Raw genomic sequence first — 20,025 nt, 5'->3', positions numbered from 1 at the left:
GCGCCCGGTTTGCTCAAGTGATCCTCGTCCACAGGTTTGATCCACAGTCAACTTGAGTTATCCACAGAAGTATTGGCGATTCTGTGGACAAGTGAATTGAAAATCAACCACTTTGGTCAACTTATTGAGTTTCGATGTTGGATGAGGCAAGTGCGTCCAATGTCCTTGATTGCACCTCTCGTTCTGCGGCTGCTGCGATGAAGGCGGAGACGTTCTGCGCCCCAACCAGTCGTTGTACGGCGCTGATGGTCCCCGGGGGCAGTTCCACCCGGCGCGTTGTCACCGGAGGGGCCTCGGGGGTCAGCGGGGAGTCCGCGCCCAGGTGGTGATGCAGATGACGGGTCGCGAACAGGCGCATCGCACGCGCCAGTTCGGCGTCCACGGTCTGCTGGGCGAGCGGGCGCAGCCTGCGCACCATGGCGGCGGCCTCCGCCGCGTCCGAGTCGGTCGGCGGACGGTGGCCGAGGTAGCGCGCGAAGACATGCTCGGTGGTGAACTCAAGGAAGCGGGAGGCTATTTGCTCGACCTGGCCGCGAAGCTCCCGCAGATGACCGGAGATTGCGCTCAGCGGTACTCCAGCCGCGTACAACTCCACGGCCACGGCCAGCTCCTGGGGGCTCGGCACCAGGAATTCGTCGTCCCTGCCCGGGATCGGTTCGAGCACGCCGAGGTCCATCGCCTCGGCGACCGCCTCGGCGTCCGGTGTCCCGCCGAACATCTCGTTCAGCTCGGCCCGGGTGATCCGGTCGGCCCGCTCGTCCGTCCACGGGCCGTGCACCTCGGCGACGAGCCCGAGCACCCCGCCCAGCCCCCGGCCCGTGTCCCAGGCGTCCAGGAGCTCCTTGATGCTGGCCAGCGTGTAACCCCGGTCCAGCAGATCGGCGATCTGCCGGAGCCGGGCCAGGTGGGTGTCCCGGTACACATTGGCCCGGCCGCGCCGCTCCGGCGTCGGCAGCAGACCGCGGTCCTGGTAGGCGCGGATCGTGCGGACCGTGGCCCCGCTCGCGTGCGCCAGGTCCTCGATCCGGTACTCGGCGACGGCGGCCGGCCGGTCCGTCGTCGGTGACGGCTGCCCGGAGCCGCTCACAGCGGCGGCTTCAGCCGGGCGATCCCACGCAGCGCACCGGGACTGAACCGGGACAGGAGCCGTGCGCCGCGGGCCTCCGGCGTCACCGGCACGACGGCCTGGTTGCGCACCACCGCCTTGAGGATCGCGTCGGCGACCCGCTCCGGCGGGTAGTTGCGGAGCCCGTACAGCCGGCTGGTCCGCTTCTGCAGGCGCTTCTCCTCCGCCGCGTCGGCACCGGCGAAGTGCGTCGTCGCGGTGATGTTGGTGTTGACGATGCCGGGGCAGATGGCGCTGACCCCGATCGACCGATCGGCGAGCTCGGCCCGCAGGCACTCGCTGAGCATCAGCACGGCAGCCTTGGAGGTGCTGTACGCGGGCAACGCCCGGGAGGGCTGGTAGGCGGCGGCGGAGGCCGTGTTGACGATGTGGCCGCCCTGGCCGCGCTCGGCCATCTGCCGGCCGAAGATCCGGCAGCCGTGGATGACTCCCCACAGATTGACGTCGAGGACGTTCTTCCAGTCCTCGCTCGTGGTGTCCAGGAAGGAGCCGGACAGGCCGATCCCGGCGTTGTTGACCAGGACGTCGACGATGCCGTACTCGGCGGCCACCTTCTCGGCGAGCTTCTCCATCGCCTGCTCGTCGCTGACGTCCACGGCTTCGCCCCAGGCGGCCGGGGAGCCGATCAGCCGGGCCATCTCGGCGGTCCGGGCCGCCCCCTCCGCGTCCCGGTCCACGGCCACCACCCGGGCACCCGCCTCGGCGAACGCGAAGGCGGTGGCACGGCCGATGCCGCCGGCCGCCCCCGTCACGAGGACCAGCTGTCCCCCGAACCTGTCCGCGTACGCCCCGGACGGCGCGGTGTCCTGCACCGGCCGGCCGTCCTCCTTGGCGGCCTCGTTGGCGGCGACGAACTCGTTGATCCAGGAGGCGAGCCGGTCGGGCCTGGTGCGCGGCACCCAGTGCTTGCCGGCGAGCGACCTGCGCACCAACTGCGGAGCCCACAGCTCCAGTTGGTCGTACAGCTTCTCCGACAGGAAGATGTCCCCGGTGGGCGTGATCAGCTGGACCGGTACGTGCGCGTAGGCGTCCGTACGCGGCCGGCTCAGCCGGGCACGGACGTTGTCCCGGTAGAGCCAGGCGCCGTGCGCCGCGTCATCGGGCAGCGAGGAGGTCGGGTAGTCGCCCGCGGGCACCTTCTCCATCCGCTGGAGCACTCGCGGCCACCGCTTGCCGAGCGGTCCGCGCCAGGCGAGCTCGGGCAGCACCGGGGTGTGCAGCATGTAGACGTACCAGGACTTGGCGCCCTGGCCGAGCAGCTGGCCGACCCGGCGCGGGGTGGGCCGGGACATCCGCTGCTTGATCCAGTGCCCGAAGTGGTCCAGGGAAGGCCCGGACATCGAGGTGAACGAGGCGATCCGGCCCTCGGTCCGCTCGACCGTGACGAATTCCCACGACTGGACCGACCCCCAGTCGTGCCCCACCAGGTGCACCGGACGGTCCGGGCTCACCGCGTCGACGACGGCCAGGAAGTCGTCGGTGAGCTTCTCCAGGGTGAAGCCGCCGCGCAGCGGCTTCGGGGCGGTGGACCGGCCGTGCCCGCGCACGTCGTACAGCACGACGTGCCACCGGTCGGCCAGCTGCTTCGCCACCTCCGTCCAGACCTCCTTGCTGTCCGGATAGCCGTGCACGAGCACGACCGTCGGCCGCGCCGCGTCCCCCAGCTCGACCACGCACAGCTCGATGCCGCCCGTACGCACCCGGCGCTCGCGCGCCCCCGGCAGATCCAGCAGGCTCATGCCGCCACCCTTTCCTCGGCCCAGCGCCGCACGTGCGGCAGGTCGTCGTCCAGCCAGAAGGCGCTCTGCTCGGGGTCCTTGGAGTCGGTGACCACCAGGATCTCCTCGAACTTGGCACCCGTACCGCGGAACCCGAGATGGGGCTCGACGGCCCACAGCCCCGGCTGCGGCGGATGGTCGGAGAAGCGGTACGGGCTCCACAGCGGCGACCAGCCCTCCCGGTGCCCGTGCAGCGCGTCGCTCATCAGCCCCTTGAGGGACTGGGCGCCGAAGCCGAACACATGCGGGGACCAGCGCCGCTCGCTCACCCGGTCGACCTTGTGGGCGATGACGCCGAACGGATACGCGCGATGCCTGTTGGCGTACCCCTGCCTGATCATCAGGCGCTCGACGTCCTCGTAGATCTCGCGCAGCGGGCGCCGCTCGCGCACCTCGCGCAGGATCAGCTCGCGGTGGTCCTCCAGGTCGGCCAGGAGCCGGTCGTGCAGGGGATTGAGCCCGAGGCAGCCGGAGTAGCCGATGTCCGCCGTGAAGCCCTTGTACACCGGGGCCATGTCGAGGATGAACGGCATCCCCGGCTCCAGCCTCCGGTTGCTCGGGAAGAACTGCAGCGGCACCTTGAACCCGGCGAACGCCGTACGGTCGCCGAACCAGGCGAAGGGGAGGTGGAACCAGTCCCGAACCCCGCGCTCGCGCAGCCAGTCGCGCTGCATGCGGGCCGCCTCGCGCTCGGTCACCCCCGGCCGCAGCCGGCCGGCGACCGCTTCCGCGCAGGCGTACGCGAGCCGCTGGACTTCTCTGAACCCCTCCAGCTCCGGGGCTCGTTGGTCCTTCACTGCCGAGGCCATGCCACCGTCCGTTCCCTGACGTGTGCGGTACGTGTCCGTAACGTGACACTGATGAATGTGACAATGCTCGGCGGCTACGTCAAGAGGCGTGCGGAGACCTGTGGACAACTTCGGGGGAAGGGCGAGCCGTCGCAGCTCCCACCACCGCCTCCACCACCGGCCCCCACCACCGGCCGACCGACGGTGTCATCCCTCGTGGTGTCCCCCTACGGGTCCGTACACCTGGAGTCGGATGCCGATCCAGCCGCCAGGGCTGACGACCGATGTGGCCCACACCACTACTTTCGAATGCGTGACTGTTGTGATCGCAACCGAAAGCCTGAGCAAGCGGTTCCCCCGGGTGACCGCGCTTGACCGGCTCTCCCTGGACATCGGGCCCGGCGTGACCGGCCTGGTGGGTTCCAACGGGGCCGGCAAGTCCACACTGATCAAGATCCTGCTGGGTCTGTCCCCCGCCACCGAGGGCCGGGCCGCGGTGCTCGGGCTCGACGTCGCCACCCATGGCGCCGCCATTCGGGAACGGGTCGGCTACATGCCCGAGCACGACTGCCTGCCGCCGGACGTCTCGGCCACCGAGTTCGTCGTCCACATGGCGCGGATGTCCGGACTGCCGCCGACGGCGGCACGCGAACGCACCGCCGACACGCTGCGCCACGTCGGCCTGTACGAGGAGCGCTACCGCCCCATCGGGGGCTACTCGACCGGCATGAAGCAGCGCGTCAAGCTGGCCCAGGCACTGGTCCACGACCCGCAGCTGGTCCTGCTGGACGAACCGACCAACGGCCTGGACCCGGTCGGCCGGGACGAGATGCTCGGGCTGATCCGCCGCGTCCACAGCGACTTCGGCATCTCGGTCCTGGTCACCTCGCACCTCCTGGGCGAACTGGAACGCACCTGCGACCACGTCGTCGTCATCGACGGCGGCACCCTGCTGCGCTCCAGCTCCACCAGCGACTTCACCCAGACCACCACGACCCTCGCGGTCGAGGTCACCGACAGCGACACCCACCCGGACGGCACCGACGCGCTGCGCCGGACCCTCACCGGGGCGGGCGTGAAGCTGATCGGCCACGACGGTCTGGACGCCCAGGGGCTGCCCGGCGCGGGCCACATCCTGCTGGTCGAGGCGACCGGCGAGGAGACGTACGACATCGTGCGCGACAGCGTCGCCGGGCTCGGGCTCGGCCTCGTGCGGATGGAGCAGCGGCGGCACCACATCGCCGAGGTCTTCCGTGCCGACGAGACACCGCAGGCCGCGTCCACGGCCGCCGACGCCACGAGGCAGAAGGGGGAGCGGCCGTGACGAGCACCGAACACGGGACCGTGACCGGGAGCGACGCCTCCCGCATCCACAACATCGGCTACCGCTCCTACGACGGCCCCCGGCTGGGCCGCGGCTACGCGCGGCGCTCCCTCTACTCGCAGTCCCTGCGGGGCGCCTTCGGGCTCGGCCGGTCCGCCAAGTCCAAGGTGCTGCCGATGCTGCTCCTCGGCGTGATGTGCATGGTCTCGGCGATCATCGTCGCCGTCGCCATCGCCACCCCGGGGACGACGGCGCTGCCGATCAAGTACACGGCGTTCGCGATCTACCTCCAGGCCGTCATCGGCCTCTTCCTCGCCGCGCAGGCGCCGCAGTCGGTCTCCAGGGACCTGCGGTTCAGGAGCGTGCCGCTGTACTTCTCGCGGCCGATCGAGCGCGTCGACTACGTCGTCGCCAAACTCGCGGCGATGGCGTCCGCGCTCTTCGTCCTCACCGGGGCACCGCTCGTCATCCTCTACGCGGGCGCGCTGCTCGGGAAGTTCGACTTCGCCGACCAGACCAAGGGGTTCGGACAGGGGATGGTTTCGGTGGCGCTGCTCTCCGTGCTCTTCGCCGCACTGGGGCTGGTGATGGCGGCGTTGACGCCGCGTCGCGGCTTCGGCGTCGCTGCGGTGATCGCCGTGCTGACCATCTCCTACGGAGCGGTCTCCACGGTCCAGGTCATCGCCTGGGAGACGGGCTCCGCCGGGGCCGTCGAGTGGCTGGGGCTCTTCTCCCCCATCACGCTGATCGACGGTCTGCAGACCGCCTTCCTCGGCGCGAACTCGGCCTTCCCCGGAGGGGAAGGCCCGGGAGCCGGGGTCGGGATGGTCTATCTGATCGTTGTTCTCGCGCTCGTCGCCGGCTCGTACGCCGCACTGATGCGCCGCTACCGGAAGGTCGGGCTGTGACCACCATCGAGATCGACCACACCTCGCGCTGGTTCGGCAACGTGGTCGCCGTCAACGACGTGAGCATGACGGTGGGTCCGGGCGTCACCGGGCTGCTCGGGCCCAACGGCGCGGGGAAGTCCACGCTGATCAACATGATGGCCGGATTTCTCGCCCCGTCGACCGGCACGGTCGCGCTCGACGGCAGGCCGATCTGGCGCAACGAGGCGGTCTACACCGAGATCGGGATCGTGCCGGAACGGGAGGCGATGTACGACTTCCTGACCGGCCGCGAGTTCGTCGTCACCAACGCGGAACTCCAGGGGCTCGGCGACGCGGAGGCGCGGAAGGCGCTGGCCACGGTCGAGATGGAGTACGCGCAGGACCGCAAGATCTCCACGTACAGCAAGGGCATGCGCCAGCGCGTGAAGATGGCGTCCGCCCTGGTCCACGAACCGTCGGTGCTGCTGCTCGACGAGCCGTTCAACGGCATGGACCCGCGCCAGCGGATGCAGCTGATGGAACTGCTGCGACGCATGGGGGCCGAGGGCCGTACGGTGCTCTTCTCCTCCCACATCCTCGAAGAGGTCGAACAGCTCGCCTCGCACATCGAGGTGATCGTGGCGGGACGGCACGCGGCGTCCGGCGACTTCCGGAAGATCCGCCGTCTGATGACGGACCGCCCGCACCGCTACCTCGTACGTTCCAGCGACGACCGGGCCCTGGCCGCCGCGCTGATCGCCGACCCGTCGACGGCCGGCATCGAGGTGGACCTGGGCGAACGGGCCCTGCGCATCCAGGCGGTCGACTTCGGGCGGTTCACCGAGCTGCTGCCGAAGGTCGCGCGGGAACACGGAATTCGCCTTCTGACCGTTTCGCCGTCCGACGAGTCCCTCGAATCGGTCTTTTCCTATCTCGTAGCGGCCTGAGTAGTGGCCTGAAAGGAGCTGTGAAGCGTCATGTACGACCCCACAGTCGCCCGGCTCACCTACCGGGCCCTGCTCGGCCGGCGCCGGGCCGCCATCCTGTTCGTCCTGCCGGCCCTGCTGCTGGTCATCGCCGGTGCGGTACGGATGTTCGCCGGGGCCGACGACCAGATCGCCTCGGACGTGCTGGGCGGCTTCGCCATCGCCACGATGGTGCCGCTGATCGGGGTGATCGCCGGGACCGGGTCGATCGGCCCCGAGATCGACGACGGATCGATCGTCTACCTGCTGGCCAAACCGGTGAAGCGGCCGACGATCATCTTCACCAAGCTGATCGTCTCCATCGCCGTGACGATGGTCTTCTCCGCGGTGCCCACCCTGATCGCCGGACTGATCCTCAACGGCAACGGCCAGCAGATCGCGGTGGCCTACACCATCGCGGCCCTGGTCGCCTCGATCGCGTACAGCGCGCTGTTCCTGCTGCTGGGCACCGTCAGCCGGCACGCGGTCGTCTTCGGCCTCGTCTACGCGCTGGTGTGGGAGGCGCTGTTCGGCTCCCTGGTGCCCGGCGCGCGCACGCTCAGCGTCCAGCAGTGGTCCCTCGCGGTCGCCGAGAAGGTCGGCGGCTCGGGCGCGATCACCTCGGACGTCGGGCTGCCGACCGGGACGATCCTGCTGGTGGCGGTCACGGTGGTGGCCACCTGGTACGCGGGCCAGAAACTGCGCACGCTGAAGCTGGCGGGCGAGGAGTGATCCGGGGCTGACGGGCGGCAGGACGGGGCCTGCGGGGCCTCGGGGTCCGCAGAGTCTGAGGGGGCTCGGGTCCGCGAGGGGCGGGGCCTCCGGCACGGGGCTCCTGCGGCCGTCGTCCTGTGTTGCTTGCCAGGCCACTTCGACCACTGCCTCCCCACCCGTCACCTCACTCACCAACCCTCGCCCTCCGGGCGGGGGTTGGCCCGTTTCGAGGGCTATCCGTTTCGGACAACCGTCGGTCGTACGCGTGACTGCGGGGTTGCCGGTTCGTTGGCCGGGGTGCGTGGAGGCAACTGGAATCCGTGGCGACCTGGCTTTCGTGAAACAAGGGATTGCCGATGCCGGTGCGGGAGAACCCGCCGGGTCGGTCATTGAGTGAGTGGCAACCGTGAGCGTCCTCCACCCTCGGGCCCGGGACAGGGCTGCCCATCGTCGCTCACGGCTGAAAGGCATGTCCATGCCAGCAGAAGTCGCCCTGCTCGAATCACGTGCGCTGCGCGTCGAACGGATGGGGCGCGTCGACATCCTCGACAAGGTGAAGAGCCTTGTCATGCTCCCGGACGGAATTCACCTTCGCACAGAGGACGTGGCGCGGTACTCCGAAGTATCCACAACCACTGTCAGGAGGCTCACCGACCGCCATCGGGGCGAGCTCACGGAAAACGGAATGTGTGTGCTCCGAGGTGCTGAGCTGCAGTCTTTCCATAGCGACATGATGTCGCTATGGGTGGGTGAGGCGCCGGAAAGTTATCCACAGGCAGCGTCCCGGCTCAGGGTCTGCACCCGCAGGACCGTCCTCAACGTTGCGATGCTTCTTCGCGACAGCGACATCGCACGCTGTGTGCGGACCTACCTGCTGGACGCCGAGCGGGAGCTGCGCGCGGGCTATGCCTCGCTCGAACACCGGGTCACCCGGGTCGAGAGCTGCCTCGCCGGGGTCGGCAGCGCGCTGCGGGAGCTCGGGCCGGTCCTCGACCGGATGTCGCACCGGCTCGACAGCCTCGACCGGAGGCTGGACGCCACGCATCAGGTCGTCGGAGCCATGAGCGTGCGGCTGGGACACGTCTCGGAGGACATCGTCCGCCTCGACGGCAGGATGGACGAACTCGCCCGCAACCTGAAGGACCTGCACCGTCGCGGCAACAAGCAGCGCTGATCCGAAGGGGGTTCGCGGTCCTTCGGTACTGCCTGGAGAACGGGTGGTACCGAAGGACCGCCCGGGGCACGGTGGTTGACGGGGCACGCGCCGAAATCCCGTACGGCGTGGACGGTCGGGTGCCGCACTCCGGACGCTGGGGCGCGTTTCGAAAGTGGCGTCGTCCGCCCGGACGTTCCCGGCCGGGCGGGACTTTCGAAACACGCCCTAGAGCAGCCGCTCCAGGACCGCGGCGATGCCGTCGTCCTCGTTGGACGTGGTGACCTCCTGGGCCACGGCCTTCAGGTCCTCGTGGGCGTTGGCCATCGCCACGCCCCGCTGCGCCCAGGCGAACATCGGGATGTCGTTCGGCATGTCGCCGAAGGCCAGGGTGTCCGCGGCCTTCACGCCCAGCCGCCGCGCGGCCAGTGAGAGCCCGGTCGCCTTGCTCAGCCCCAGCGGGAGGATCTCCACCACGCCGGGACCGGCCATGACCACGTCGACCAGGTTGCCGACGGCCGCCCGCGCGGCCTTCGCCAGTGCGTCGTCGTCGAGGTCGGGATGCTGGATGTAGACCTTGTTCAGGGGCGCGGACCACATCTCGGTGGCGTCGTCCACGAAGACGGCCGGAAGCGGTCCGTCCTGCACGCGGTACCCGGGGCCGACCAGCACCTCGCCGTCGAGCCCGTCACGGCTCGCCGCCAGTGCCAGCGGCCCGACCTCGGCCTCGACCTTGGACAGCGCGAGACCGGCGAGCTGCCGGTCCAGCGTCAGCGAGGTCAGCAGCCTGCGCTCGCCCGCGTGGTAGACCTGGGCGCCCTGGCCGCAGACCGCGAGCCCCTCGTACCCCAGGTCCTCCAGGATGTGCCGGGTCCAGGGGACCGAGCGGCCGGTGACGATGATGTGCGCGGCACCGGCCGCGGCGACCGCGGCCAGAGCCGCACGGGTGCGCTCGGAGACCGTGTCGTCGTCGCGCAGCAGAGTGCCGTCGAGATCGGTCGCGACGAGTTTGTACGGGAAGGTCACTGGGCGACCGGCTCCAGTACCTCGCGCCCGCCCAGGTACGGCCGGAGCACCTCGGGCACCCGTACCGAGCCGTCGGCCAGCTGGTGGTTCTCCAGGATCGCCACGATCGTGCGCGGGACGGCGCAGAGCGTGCCGTTCAGCGTGGCCAGCGGCTGGAGGACCTTCTTGCCGTCGCGGGTGTCGCGCATCCGGACGGACAGGCGGCGGGCCTGGAAGCCGTTGCAGTTCGACGCGGACGTCAGCTCGCGGTACTTGCCCTGCGTCGGGATCCACGCCTCGCAGTCGAACTTCCGGGCGGCCGAGGCCCCCAGGTCGCCGGTGGCGACGTCGATCACCTGGAAGGGCAGCTCAAGAGCGGTGAGCCACTGCTTCTCCCACTCCAGGAGCCTGCGGTGCTCCGCCTCGGCGTCCGCCGGGTCGACGTACGAGAACATCTCGACCTTGTCGAACTGGTGGACGCGGAAGATGCCCCGGGTGTCCTTGCCGTACGTGCCGGCCTCGCGCCGGTAGCACGGCGAGAAGCCCGCGTACCGCAGCGGCAGCTTCTCGGCGTCGATGATCTCGTCCATGTGGTAGGCGGCGAGCGGGACCTCGGAGGTGCCGACCAGGTAGTAGTCGTCCTTCTCCAGGTGGTACACGTTCTCCGCGGCCTGGCCGAGGAAGCCGGTGCCCTCCATGGCGCGCGGACGGACCAGAGCCGGGGTCAGCATCGGGACGAAGCCGGCCTCGGTGGCCTGCGCGATCGCCGCGTTGACGAGGGCGAGCTCCAGCAGCGCGCCGACACCCGTCAGGTAGTAGAAGCGCGAACCGGAGACCTTGGCGCCCCGCTCCATGTCGATGGCGCCGAGCTTCTCGCCGAGCTCCAGGTGGTCCCTGGGCTCGAAGCCCTCGGCCCCGAAGTCACGGATCGTGCCGTGCGTCTCCAGGACGACGAAGTCCTCCTCGCCGCCGACCGGCACGTCCTCGTGGACGATGTTGCCGATCTGCAGCATCAGGCTCTTGGCCTCGGCGTCGGCCTCGTCCTGGGCCGCGTCGGCGGCCTTGACGTCGGCCTTCAGCTGCTCGGCCCGCTTGAGCAGCTCGGCGCGCTCCTCGGGCGATGCCTTGGGGATGAGCTTGCCGAGCGACTTCTGCTCGGAGCGGAGTTCGTCGAAGCGGACACCGGACGACCTGCGCCGCTCGTCGGCGGAGAGAAGGGCGTCGACGAGGCCGACGTCCTCTCCACGGGCGCGCTGGGAGGCGCGAACACGGTCGGGGTCCTCACGGAGCAGGCGAAGGTCAATCACCCCTCCAGGCTACCGGTGCGCGCTTCCCCAGCTCGAACCGATATCGCCAAGCGTGTCACTTTGCCCTAATTGACCGAATTGGTAATTCTGGAGGGGATTGCACAGCTGGCGCCGGTCTCTCCCGTCAATAAAAAGAGCACATTCGTCTGAATGGGGCAGAAGCTCTGCCCGCCTTGACGTACCGCCCTTGCGCGGAAGGGAAGTTGGCAGTCGGTTGTCCACAGGTGTTGAGGCTTCCGAAAGTTATCCACAGGCTGTGTGGGTAATCTGTGGAAGTCGGAATGGCTCATTCCGGAAAGGGTGTGGCGGCTCGTATATTTTCCGCTCAAACCCGCTTCATACGCTCGTTCGGGTGGGAATTCGCCGCGTGGAGGCGTCGATCGGGTGGTTGATGTGATGGCGGGCGGCCGGAGTGGGCCGTCGACCTGTGGATGGATCTGGGGCGACTGGGGTGATATGTCGACCATGTCGCACGAGGGTGTCGACTTGTCCCCAGGTGGAGAGCCGTTCCTGTGGATAACTCTGTGGATTACGAAAAGTGGTTCGTCGTATCGACGTCGAGGGTGGGCGGGACCGCGACGCGAGGAGCGTCGGCACCGAGCAGACTCCGGCGGCACCGAGCCGGCTCCGTCAGCCCCGGCCGTCCATGTTCCGGGTCAGCCAGTCGGAGGCGTCCATGAACTCCGCGTCCGACGTACCGGCCCGCAGCGGTCGTACGTCCTCGGGGCTCACCCCCGCCCGCGGATACGAACCCAGGAACCGCACCTTCGGGCAGATCCGCTTCAGCCCCATCAGCGCCTCGCCGACCCGGCGGTCCGCGATGTGCCCCTCGGCGTCCACCGCGAAGCAGTAGTTCCCGATGCCCGCCCCCGTCGGCCGCGACTGGATCAGCATCAGGTTCACCCCGCGCACCGTGAACTCCTGGAGCAGTTCGAGCAGCGCACCGGGGTGGTCCTCGCCCAGCCAGATGACCACCGACGTCTTGTCCGCGCCCGTCGGCGCCGCCGGACGGGCCGGGCGGCCGACCAGGACGAAGCGCGTCTGCGCGTTCGCCGCGTCGTGAATCTCCGTCACCAGCGGTTCGAGCCCGTAGGTCGCCGCCGCGAACTCGCCGGCGAAGGCGGCGTCGTACCGGCCCTCCTGCACCAGTCGGGCGCCGTCCGCGTTGGAGGCCGCCGACTCCCACCCGGCCTCCGGGAGATGGGCGGCCATCCAGTTGCGCACCTGCGGCTGGGCGGCCGGGTGCGCGGTGACCGTCTTGATGTCGGACAGCTGGGTACCGGGCCGCACCAGCAGCGCGAAGCTGATGGAGAGCAGCACCTCGCGGTAGATCATCAGCGGTTCGCCGGTGGTCAGCTCGTCGAGCGTCGCGGTGATGCCGCCCTCGACGGAGTTCTCGATCGGTACGAGCGCTGCCGCGGCGGCACCGTTGCGCACCGCGTCCAGGGCCGCCGGAACCGAGACCATCGGGACGAGTTCGCGGGTGGCGGCTTCCGGGAGCGTACGGAGAGCGACCTCGGTGAAGGTTCCTTCGGGGCCGAGATAGGCGTAGCGCGTGGCGGACATACGGTCACCCTAATGCGCCCCGTCGGCTCAGGACTCCAGGAGCCGTTGCCCCACGTACTCCCCGTCCGCCGCACCGCCCGGCACCGCGAACAGCCCGCTGGCCTCGTGCCGGACGAACGGCGAAAGGGCGTCGCCCCGGTCCAGCTTCCGCTGCACCGGAACGAACCCGCGCAACGGATCCGCCTGCCAGCAGATGAACAGCAGCCCGGCGTCCGGAGTGCCGTCGGCCGAGATGCCGTCGTGGTACGAGAAGGGGCGCCGCAGCATGGCCGCGCCGCTGTTCTTCTCGGGGGAGGAGATCCGGGCGTGGGCGTTGTCCGGGATCAGGAGCCTGCCGTCGGAGCCGGCCTTTTCGAGGTCCATCGGGGTGGTCTCGGTGCCGCCGCTCAGCGGGGCGCCGTCCTTCTTGCGGCGCCCTATGACCCGCTCCTGGTGCTCCACCGGGAGCTTCTCCCAGTCGTCGAGCAGCATCCTGATCCGGCGCACGACCGCGTACGAGCCGCCCGCGAGCCAGTCGTACTTCGCGGCGGTCCCACCGGGCACGAAGACGCGCCGGCCGAAGTCGCTCTCGGTCGGCTTCGGGTTGCCGGTGCCGTCGACCTGGCCCATCAGATTGCGGGCGGTCATCGGTCGCGCGGTGGCGCCGGGGGTGCGGTTGAAACCGTTCATCTGCCAGCGGACCCGGGCGGCGGGGGCGGCCTCCTTCTGCACGGCGCGCAGGGCGTGGAAGGCGACGAGCGCGTCGTCCGCACCGATCTGGACCCAGAGATCGCCCTCGGAGCGCTTGGCATCGAGGTGGTCGGAGGAGAAGGGCGGCAGCGGATCGAGCCCCGGCGGCCGACGGTCGGCCAGGTCCGTGCGCTCGAAGAAGGTCCGGCCGAAGCCGAAGGTGACGGTCAGCGAGGACGGTCCGGCGTCCAGCGCGATCCCGGTGTCATGGGCGGGGCCCTCCGCCGCGCCTCCGGCGGGCTCGCCCGCCATCAGCCGCCGGGCCGTGTCCGACCACCGGCGCATCAGGGCGATCGCTTCCTTCCGCCCGGCGCCCGGGACCAGGTCGAAGGCAACGAGATGGCCGCGCGCCTGAAGCGGAGTGGTGATCCCCGGTTGATGTTTCCCGTGAAACATCACTTCGGTGGAGCCGACCGCGGTCAGCGCGGTCGGCTCGTCGGGCCTGGTCGCCGCGTAGCCCGTCGCCCCGCCCGCCGCGCCCAGCACGAGCCCGGTCGCCCCGGCCGCGCCCGCGCTGCCGAGCAGCCGCCGCCGGGAGATGGCACCGCCGCCGCGTGTCCCGGCGTCCCCGTCCGCACGGTTGCCGCCGCCTCCGCTCCCGCGGCTGTCGGCGTCCCGGCCTCCGGTCCTGCGGTTGTCGGAGTCCTCGCCTCGGGCCCTGCGACTGTCGGCGGGGTTCTTCCTGCTGCCGTTTCCGCTGTTCCTGCTGTTTCCGCTGTTTCTGCTCACGATCCTGCTCAGCCGATCTTCATGTTCTTGTCGACGGTCGTCTGATCGATGTCCGACGTACGGACGGTCACCGAGACCTTCCAGTCACCCGCCATCGGGATCTGGACGCCGCTGGAGGCCCAGTGGCCCTCGGCGAGCCGGTCGGGAAGGACGGGGAGCGGGCCGATGTCCTTGGACTCCAGGGTGAAGGCGACCTTCAGCTCGGGGACGTCCATGGGTTTCCCGTCGGTGCCGTCGATCCAGATGTGGAGTTCGTTGGCGCCGGTGCGGGCGGGATCGATGTCCATCCGCACCTTCCCCTTGCCGTTCTCGCCGCCCGTGTCGAAGGGCAGCGTCAGGTTGACCGGGCCCGCGGAGGCCGGGGCGGCCGCCGCCGTGGACGCGCGGGCCGCCTCCTCGGTACGGGCGGGCTCGGTCGAGGTCAGCACGGTCGTCACCGCCAACAGCGCCACCGCGACCCCGACTTCCGCCAGCACCGAACGGCGGAGCCCGGACCGCTCCGGGTCGGCGTCGCGGATCCGCTTCTTCCTGGCGGTGGCCACGGCGGCCTGCTGCCGGGCGAGTTGGGCCGCCCGCACGGGGTCCTCCACCCCGCCCGCCGCCGAGCCCGCGTCCCCGCCCGCCTCGGCCACATCGCTCTTCTCGACCTCGGCCTTCGCGTCGGCGCCACCCGCCCCGGTTCCGTCCGTCCCGGTTTCGCCTGCCCCGGTTTCGTCCGCCGCCGTCCCGCTCGTGATCAGCCGCGCCGTCCAGCGCCGCGAGAACCAGGCGATCGCGACGAGGGCGGCGACGAGCCCCACCTTCACGAGCAGCAGCTGCCCGTACGTGGTGCCGGTGAGGGCGGACCAGGTGCCGACCTGGCGCCAGGACTGGTAGATCCCGGTCGCGGTGAGCACGAGCACGCTGCCGAACGCGACGTGGGAGAAGCGCCGTACGGCCGTCGCGCCGATGTCGGGCGTCCGGTGGAGCGCCACCAGCAGGGCGACGAGACCGCCCAGCCAGGCGGCGACCGCCAGCAGGTGGAGCACGTCGACCGGCATGGCGATGCCGGGCTGGAGACCGGCCGAGGCGTGCTCGGCGAGCGACCAGGTCCCGGCGATGCCCGCCGCGATCACCGTGCCGCCGATGACCAGCCCGAAGGTGAGGTCCTTCTTCTCGCGCTCGTCCTCGCGCTTCGCGTACGCCCCGAACAGCACGGCGACGAAGAGCGCGGAGGCGCCGAGCAGCAGCAGCCGGGAGACGAGCGCCGCACCGGGCTTGGTGTCGAGGACGGCCTTCAGACCGTCGAGGTCGAAGGCGTCCGCGAGCTTCCCGGAACCGGTGTACGGGTTGCGCAGGAGCAGCATGGCCAGGGTGGCGACGGTGAGGGTCAGCCAGCCGTGCGCGACCAGACGCTGCAGGGGACGTGCGCCCGCCCCGCGCCGCCAGCAGGCGAGCACGAAGGCGGCGCCGCCGGCCAGCAGGATGAAACCGGCGTACGCGGCGTAGCGCGCGATGTCGTAGAGGACGCCGACGAGGCCGCCCCCTGCCTGGTCCGTCGGGAGCGCGACGGTGGTCTTCGAGGGCGCCCCGATGGAGAAGGTGAAGGCGCCGGAGACGGGGTGGCTGTCCGCGGACACGGCCTGCCAGGCGACGGTGTACGTGCCGTCGGGCAGCCCGGAGTGCAGCGGGACGCCGTACTTCACGACGGAGCCGTTCCCCAGATCACGCGGAGCGGCGCCGGTGTCGGCGCGTTTGCCGTCGGGGTCCAGGATCCGGACGGAGTCGTCGCCGAGAGCGACCTGCTCCGAGAAGGTGAGCGTGACCTCCTTGGGAGCGGCGGCGACCACCGCCCCGTCCTGCGGGTCGCTCCCGGTGAGCGCGGCGTGCGCGGACACGGGGCCGGCGCCGCCCAGCAGCAGGGCGAGCACCGCGCCGACGAGGGCGGCGAGGAGCGCGGCCGTGGCGAGCGGGCGGCGTACGGCGGGAGTGGACGGGGAAGGCCCGAAGCGCGGGGCGGTGGCTGTCATGGCGAGTCAGTGCCTCACTGCTTCTTCGGGTTGTAGGTGGTCTCCTTCACGGGAAGGTCGACCTTGATCGGGTCGGCCTTCTCGAAGTGCAGCTCTATGGACACCTTCTCGCCCTGCTTGGGCCGCTGCTTGAGCTTCATGAACATGATGTGGTTCCCGCCGCGCTCCAGGTCCAGTTCGCCGCCCGCGGGCACGTCGAAGGACGTCACCATGCGCATGGCCTGGTTCTTCGTCTCGTGGATCGTGACGTCGTCCGAGAGCGGGCTGGTGACGGAGATGAGCCGGTCGGACGTCTCGCCGTCGTTCTTCACGACGAGGAAGCCGGCCGCCATGTCGCCGACGGGCTGCGGCATGAACGCGCCGCTCACCTTCAGTCGGGGCGCGCCGTCCGACGCGGAGCATCCCGCCAGTGCCGACCCGGTGGTGAGGGCGAGGACGCAGGCGAGGGCGGTGCGGCGGTTCACGGCTTCTCCCCCTTGACGATCTTGGGGAGGTCCTTGGTGTAGTCGTCGGGCGAGGTGTCCTCGCTGTAGACGAGGTAGCCCTTGTCGGTCTTCGGGGAGAAGGCGATGACCTGGGAGCCGTGCATCGAGACGACGGTGCCGTCCTTCTCCTTCTTCGGCGCGTCGATGCCGATGCCGATCTGGCGGGCGCCCGCCTGGATGGCGGGGAAGTCGCCGGTGAGGCCGATGAAGGAGGGGTCCTGGGCCTTGAGCCAGCTGCCGAGCGAGGACGGGGTGTCCCGCTCGGGGTCGGTGGTCACGAAGACGACCTGGAGCTCGTCCTGGTCGGCCTCGGGCAGCGCCTTCTTGGCGATGGCGATGTTGCTCATGATGAGCGGGCAGACGTCGGGGCAGTTGGTGTAGCCGAAGTAGATCAGCGTCGGCTTGCCCTTGGTCCGCTCGCGGAGGTCGTACTTCTTGCCGTGGGTGTCGGTGAGGACCAGATTCGGCTTGGTGAACGGCTGGTCGAGGACGGTCGCGGCCTTGGTCTTCGCCTGGACCGACACGTCGGCGACGGGCTTCTCGGCGTTGTCGTCGCCGCTGCCGCAGGCGGACAGGGTGAGCGCGGCCACGGCGGCGAACGCCGCGGCCAGCACCGTTTTCTTACGCATGGGGCTACGCATGGAGCACTGGTTCCTGGGGGTCGGTGGGACGGGTGGGGCTCGGGGGAGCCCGGAGCCCCGGCTGGTGCGAGGCTCCGGACAAGGTGGGCCCCGGCTGGTGCGGGGCTCCGTACGGTGTGGGGCTCCGGCTGGTGCGGAGCCCCGGATCAGGCGGTGCGGCGGCGGCCGGCGAGGACGCCGAAGGCCACCCCGGCGATACCGATGACGATGCCGACGACGCCGAGGACACGGGCCGTGGTGTCGCTGGAGGACGCCTCCGGGGCAGCCGCGGTCTGCTTGCCGGCCGCCTGGTCGGCGTCGGCGTTCTTGTGGTCGGCGGACGCGCCGTGTTCACCGCCGGTCGCTTCGGACAGGGCGAGGACGGGGGCCGGGGACTCGGGCTCGTCGGCGCCTTCCTTCTGCTCCTCGATCCAGCGGACGACCTCCTTGTTGTCGTACGTCTGGATGGCCTTGAACACCAACTGGTCGGTGTCCTCGGGGAGCTGGCCGACGGAGAGCGGGAACTGCTGGAAGGCGCCGGGGCGGATGCCGCGCTCGTCCTTGTTCCCCTCGGCGGTCCAGGTGACCTTGGAGACGGCCTCGTTGATCTTCTTGCCGTGCATCTCCAGCGGCTTGGCCAGCTTGCTCCTGGTCACCTCGACGTTCCAGCCGGGCACGGCCTGCGGCATGACGGAGGCCAGCGGGTGGTCGGTCGGGAAGTTGACTTCGACCTTGACCGTCGAGGCGTCGTCGCGCTCGTTGGGGACCTTGAAGTTGACGGTGGCGTAACCGCCCTTGGCGGCCTCGCCCTGCGGCTGCACGCTGACGTGCGCGGAGGCCGTACCGGCGAGGAACAGGACGGTGGAGGCGGCGATACCGCCGGCGAGGGCGAGGCGGGAAACGTTCATGACAGGGATCACTCCACGGAAGCACGAGGAAAAGGTGGCCCGGCGCGCGGGTGGCGCGACGGCATCGCGACACCTCTTCCCCGGGTGGGGCGTGCGCGCACTGACGACCGGTACGGCACGGAGAGGTCCGTGCCCCGGGGAGCGTGCGTACGCCGGCGGTGGGTGTCGCGTCAGGCTGCGAGGGCGTACGCGGGGGGCGGCCCGCGCCTGATCACCATGTGCTGCAGGGGGTCCCCGGCGGCGGGCGCCGGGGCGTCGGCCTCGGCGCGGGCGGTGCGCGGTCCGGTCGTCGGGGCTCCGGGAAGCCCGGCACGCAGGGCGTTGACGAGGGCGAGCGCGGTGCGCAGGGCGCGCAGCCGGGCCCCGGCCGCGATCTGCCGACTGCCGTGCGCGGACAGCTGTACCAGCCGGAACAGGGCGATCTCGCCGCGGCGCAGCAGCCAGCCCGTGGCGGTGGCGGCCAGCAGGTGGCCGAGCAGCATGGGCAGGCTGGGCAGCAGCGCGGCGAGGCCGGCCGCCTGCGCACCGGACGCGGAGGCCAGGTGCTGGGGGCCGTCGCCCGCCACCGTCGCCGGGTCGATGCCCGCGGTGGTGACGATGCGGTGGGCCTGGGCGGCGTTCAGCCGGTCCGGGCCCGCGCCGCACACGAGGCTCGCCGCGAACCGGATCAACGCGTCGTCGCCCGCCGCGGTGTGCGCCGGGGCGCTGCTGTGCGTGCCCACGCCGAAGAGGGTGTGCAGGGCGAGCTGCCCGCCGGCCAGTGCGGCGGCGATGGCCGGCAGCGGACGTTCGCGTCCGGCGAGCGGCGCCGCCACCGCGAGGATTCCCAGGAACCCGGCGAGCAGCGCCCACCAGGGGACGGCCGCGTACGAGGCGAGGGAGTGGCCTGCCGCGGACAGCGCGACACAGACCGCGGTGAACACCGCGGCCCTCAGGAGCCGCAGACCGGCTCCGGCGCGTGCGACAGGCATAGACATGGCGCAGCCATCATCGCACCGGCCTCCGCCTCCGGGTACGGCAGGTCCGGAAGGCCGTCCCCGATTCGGCCGGATACGTACCGGCCGCGCACCGGGGCCGCGCCGGTACCGTGTGCGACCGCGCCCGGACACCGACCGGGGCGGCGCGCGACACAGAGGCATCGCATGACACATGGGCATCGCGAGGCACATCGACATCGCACGACACAGGGCATCGCGCGGTACATCGGCCGGAGTGCCGGCCCGGCATACACGGGCGCGCGGAGTGCGGCCATCCGCCGAATGAGCGGTCTCACATCCGGTCCGCGCTTACGAACGGTTCCGCGCGGCAATACACGTATCGGTATGTCGAGCCGCGGCCAGGAGGCTGGAGCATGAGCATCTGGTGGTCCCTCCATCTGCGGCGCGAGGCTGCGAGCGTTCCGCTCGCCCGCCGCTTCCTGCTGGGGACGATGGAGACCGCGGGCGTGGATCCGGACATCTCCTTCGACCTGTCGGTCGCGCTCAGCGAGGCCTGTGCGAACGCCGTCGAGCATGGCGGCGACCACCGGGACGCGGAGGACCGGGAGAGCCGGGAGGGCCGGGGCATCGCCTTCGACCCGTGGGACGCGTGGGACGAGCTGCCCGGGTCGGCCTCCGGGCAGTACCGGGTCACCGCTTATCTGGACGGCGAGAAGTGCCGTATCGAGGTCGCCGATTCGGGCCCCGGCTTCCCCACCCGGCAGCACGAGCCGCAGCCGTACGAGGCGCAGTCGCACGAGTCGCACACAGCGCACCCGTCGCAGCCGTACGGGCCCTCACCGCAGTACCCGTCGCTCAGTGCCGAGGACGGGCGGGGCCTCTGTCTGATCGAGCAGCTCGCCGACCACGTCCACTTCGGCAACCGTCCCGGCCGCGGCGCCGTCGTCAGCTTCGACAAGGTCCTGAAATGGCGGAAGGACGCCCTGCTCATGGTGTCCTGAGCGGAGCGCCC

General features: G+C 70.6%; 18 protein-coding genes. 6 read left to right on the top strand and 12 right to left on the bottom strand.

Going from position 1 to position 20,025, the window contains the following annotated elements:
* Positions 1-121 precede the first annotated feature (121 nt).
* Genes ACWCXX_RS16620 through ACWCXX_RS16610 form a run of 3 tightly spaced genes read right to left on the bottom strand, consistent with a single transcriptional unit; the run spans position 122 to position 3,713 of the window.
* Entirely contained in the window at positions 122-1,087 is a 966-nt protein-coding gene (locus ACWCXX_RS16620) for a MerR family transcriptional regulator (protein WP_451127734.1), read from the bottom strand.
* Positions 1,084-2,856 carry an SDR family oxidoreductase gene (locus ACWCXX_RS16615; RefSeq protein ID WP_451127901.1) on the bottom strand — a complete coding sequence of 591 codons (1,773 nt, stop codon included), beginning with the start codon at positions 2,854-2,856 and terminating at the stop codon, positions 1,084-1,086. The genes ACWCXX_RS16620 and ACWCXX_RS16615 overlap by 4 nt, the downstream gene beginning before the upstream one ends.
* A gap of 5 nt (positions 2,857-2,861) precedes the next feature.
* Positions 2,862-3,713 (bottom strand): M24 family metallopeptidase, encoded by an 852-nt coding sequence (locus ACWCXX_RS16610; protein WP_451127732.1) that lies wholly within the window; start codon positions 3,711-3,713, stop codon positions 2,862-2,864.
* Between the two features lie 232 nt (positions 3,714-3,945).
* On the opposite strand from ACWCXX_RS16610, the gene ACWCXX_RS16605 reads away from it, so the two are divergent.
* The 5 genes from ACWCXX_RS16605 (at position 3,946) to ACWCXX_RS16585 (ending at position 8,738) form a co-directional block, all read left to right on the top strand.
* Positions 3,946-5,016: an ABC transporter ATP-binding protein gene (locus ACWCXX_RS16605; RefSeq protein WP_451127730.1), complete on the top strand. Its 1,071-nt coding sequence runs from the start codon at positions 3,946-3,948 to the stop codon at positions 5,014-5,016.
* Positions 5,013-5,924, top strand: coding sequence for an ABC transporter permease (locus ACWCXX_RS16600; protein ID WP_451127728.1), 912 nt, complete (start codon positions 5,013-5,015; stop codon positions 5,922-5,924). The genes ACWCXX_RS16605 and ACWCXX_RS16600 overlap by 4 nt, the downstream gene beginning before the upstream one ends.
* Positions 5,921-6,832, top strand: a complete 912-nt coding sequence (locus ACWCXX_RS16595) for an ABC transporter ATP-binding protein (protein WP_451127726.1) — start codon at positions 5,921-5,923, stop codon at positions 6,830-6,832. The genes ACWCXX_RS16600 and ACWCXX_RS16595 overlap by 4 nt, the downstream gene beginning before the upstream one ends.
* A gap of 30 nt (positions 6,833-6,862) precedes the next feature.
* Positions 6,863-7,582, top strand: coding sequence for an ABC transporter permease (locus ACWCXX_RS16590; protein WP_451127724.1), 720 nt, complete (start codon positions 6,863-6,865; stop codon positions 7,580-7,582).
* Between the two features lie 457 nt (positions 7,583-8,039).
* A complete protein-coding gene (locus tag ACWCXX_RS16585; RefSeq protein WP_451127722.1) occupies positions 8,040-8,738 on the top strand; it encodes a hypothetical protein in 699 nt (232 codons plus the stop codon).
* A 207-nt stretch (positions 8,739-8,945) separates the two neighbouring features.
* Here the strand turns inward: ACWCXX_RS16585 and ACWCXX_RS16580 are convergent, their stop codons facing one another.
* The 9 genes from ACWCXX_RS16580 to ACWCXX_RS16540 form a co-directional block, all read right to left on the bottom strand.
* Positions 8,946-9,743, bottom strand: coding sequence for an HAD family hydrolase (locus ACWCXX_RS16580; RefSeq protein WP_451127720.1), 798 nt, complete (start codon positions 9,741-9,743; stop codon positions 8,946-8,948).
* Complete coding sequence (serS, locus tag ACWCXX_RS16575) at positions 9,740-11,029, bottom strand: serine--tRNA ligase (RefSeq protein ID WP_451127718.1); 1,290 nt, start codon at positions 11,027-11,029, stop codon at positions 9,740-9,742. Before serS ends, ACWCXX_RS16580 begins: the two co-directional genes overlap by 4 nt.
* A gap of 630 nt (positions 11,030-11,659) precedes the next feature.
* Complete coding sequence (gene pheA / locus ACWCXX_RS16570; protein WP_451127716.1) at positions 11,660-12,595, bottom strand: prephenate dehydratase; 936 nt, start codon at positions 12,593-12,595, stop codon at positions 11,660-11,662.
* Positions 12,596-12,622: 27 nt separating this feature from the next.
* The gene (efeB, locus tag ACWCXX_RS16565) at positions 12,623-13,864 is read right to left on the bottom strand and encodes an iron uptake transporter deferrochelatase/peroxidase subunit (RefSeq protein ID WP_451127899.1); all 1,242 of its coding nucleotides are present in this window, start codon (positions 13,862-13,864) and stop codon (positions 12,623-12,625) included.
* Positions 13,865-14,061: 197 nt separating this feature from the next.
* Entirely contained in the window at positions 14,062-16,062 is a 2,001-nt protein-coding gene (locus ACWCXX_RS16560) for a copper resistance CopC/CopD family protein (RefSeq protein ID WP_451127714.1), read from the bottom strand.
* 14 nt (positions 16,063-16,076) lie between these two features.
* On the bottom strand, positions 16,077-16,526 hold the full coding sequence (locus ACWCXX_RS16555; RefSeq protein WP_451127712.1) for a copper chaperone PCu(A)C: 450 nt from the start codon (positions 16,524-16,526) through the stop codon (positions 16,077-16,079).
* A complete protein-coding gene (locus ACWCXX_RS16550) occupies positions 16,523-17,176 on the bottom strand; it encodes an SCO family protein (RefSeq protein WP_451127710.1) in 654 nt (217 codons plus the stop codon). Before ACWCXX_RS16550 ends, ACWCXX_RS16555 begins: the two co-directional genes overlap by 4 nt.
* A gap of 158 nt (positions 17,177-17,334) precedes the next feature.
* The gene (locus ACWCXX_RS16545) at positions 17,335-18,075 is read right to left on the bottom strand and encodes a YcnI family copper-binding membrane protein (RefSeq protein ID WP_451127708.1); all 741 of its coding nucleotides are present in this window, start codon (positions 18,073-18,075) and stop codon (positions 17,335-17,337) included.
* A gap of 170 nt (positions 18,076-18,245) precedes the next feature.
* A complete protein-coding gene (locus tag ACWCXX_RS16540) occupies positions 18,246-19,052 on the bottom strand; it encodes a hypothetical protein (RefSeq protein ID WP_451127706.1) in 807 nt (268 codons plus the stop codon).
* A 374-nt stretch (positions 19,053-19,426) separates the two neighbouring features.
* Between ACWCXX_RS16540 and ACWCXX_RS16535 the strand changes: the two genes are divergently transcribed.
* Positions 19,427-20,014: an ATP-binding protein gene (locus ACWCXX_RS16535; protein WP_451127704.1), complete on the top strand. Its 588-nt coding sequence runs from the start codon at positions 19,427-19,429 to the stop codon at positions 20,012-20,014.
* Positions 20,015-20,025: the final 11 nt, after the last annotated feature.

This window comes from Streptomyces sp. NPDC001732 (assembly GCF_053596315.1).
The sequence above is the reverse complement of the archived record's forward strand: the minus strand, read 5'-3'. Positions and strand labels throughout refer to the sequence as shown.

Excerpts from the sequence above, each read along its gene's own strand:
- ACWCXX_RS16545 (WP_451127708.1), bottom strand. The coding sequence starts at position 18,075 with ATGAACGTTTCCCGCCTCGCCCTCGCCGGCGGTATCGCCGCCTCCACC.
- ACWCXX_RS16610 (WP_451127732.1), bottom strand. The coding sequence starts at position 3,713 with ATGGCCTCGGCAGTGAAGGACCAACGAGCCCCGGAGCTGGAGGGGTTC.
- ACWCXX_RS16550 (WP_451127710.1), bottom strand. The coding sequence starts at position 17,176 with ATGCGTAAGAAAACGGTGCTGGCCGCGGCGTTCGCCGCCGTGGCCGCG.
- ACWCXX_RS16560 (WP_451127714.1), bottom strand. The coding sequence starts at position 16,062 with ATGACAGCCACCGCCCCGCGCTTCGGGCCTTCCCCGTCCACTCCCGCC.
- ACWCXX_RS16535 (WP_451127704.1), top strand. The coding sequence starts at position 19,427 with ATGAGCATCTGGTGGTCCCTCCATCTGCGGCGCGAGGCTGCGAGCGTT.
- ACWCXX_RS16585 (WP_451127722.1), top strand. The coding sequence starts at position 8,040 with ATGCCAGCAGAAGTCGCCCTGCTCGAATCACGTGCGCTGCGCGTCGAA.
- pheA (WP_451127716.1), bottom strand. The coding sequence starts at position 12,595 with ATGTCCGCCACGCGCTACGCCTATCTCGGCCCCGAAGGAACCTTCACC.
- ACWCXX_RS16590 (WP_451127724.1), top strand. The coding sequence starts at position 6,863 with ATGTACGACCCCACAGTCGCCCGGCTCACCTACCGGGCCCTGCTCGGC.
- ACWCXX_RS16605 (WP_451127730.1), top strand. The coding sequence starts at position 3,946 with ATGCCGATCCAGCCGCCAGGGCTGACGACCGATGTGGCCCACACCACT.
- ACWCXX_RS16540 (WP_451127706.1), bottom strand. The coding sequence starts at position 19,052 with ATGTCTATGCCTGTCGCACGCGCCGGAGCCGGTCTGCGGCTCCTGAGG.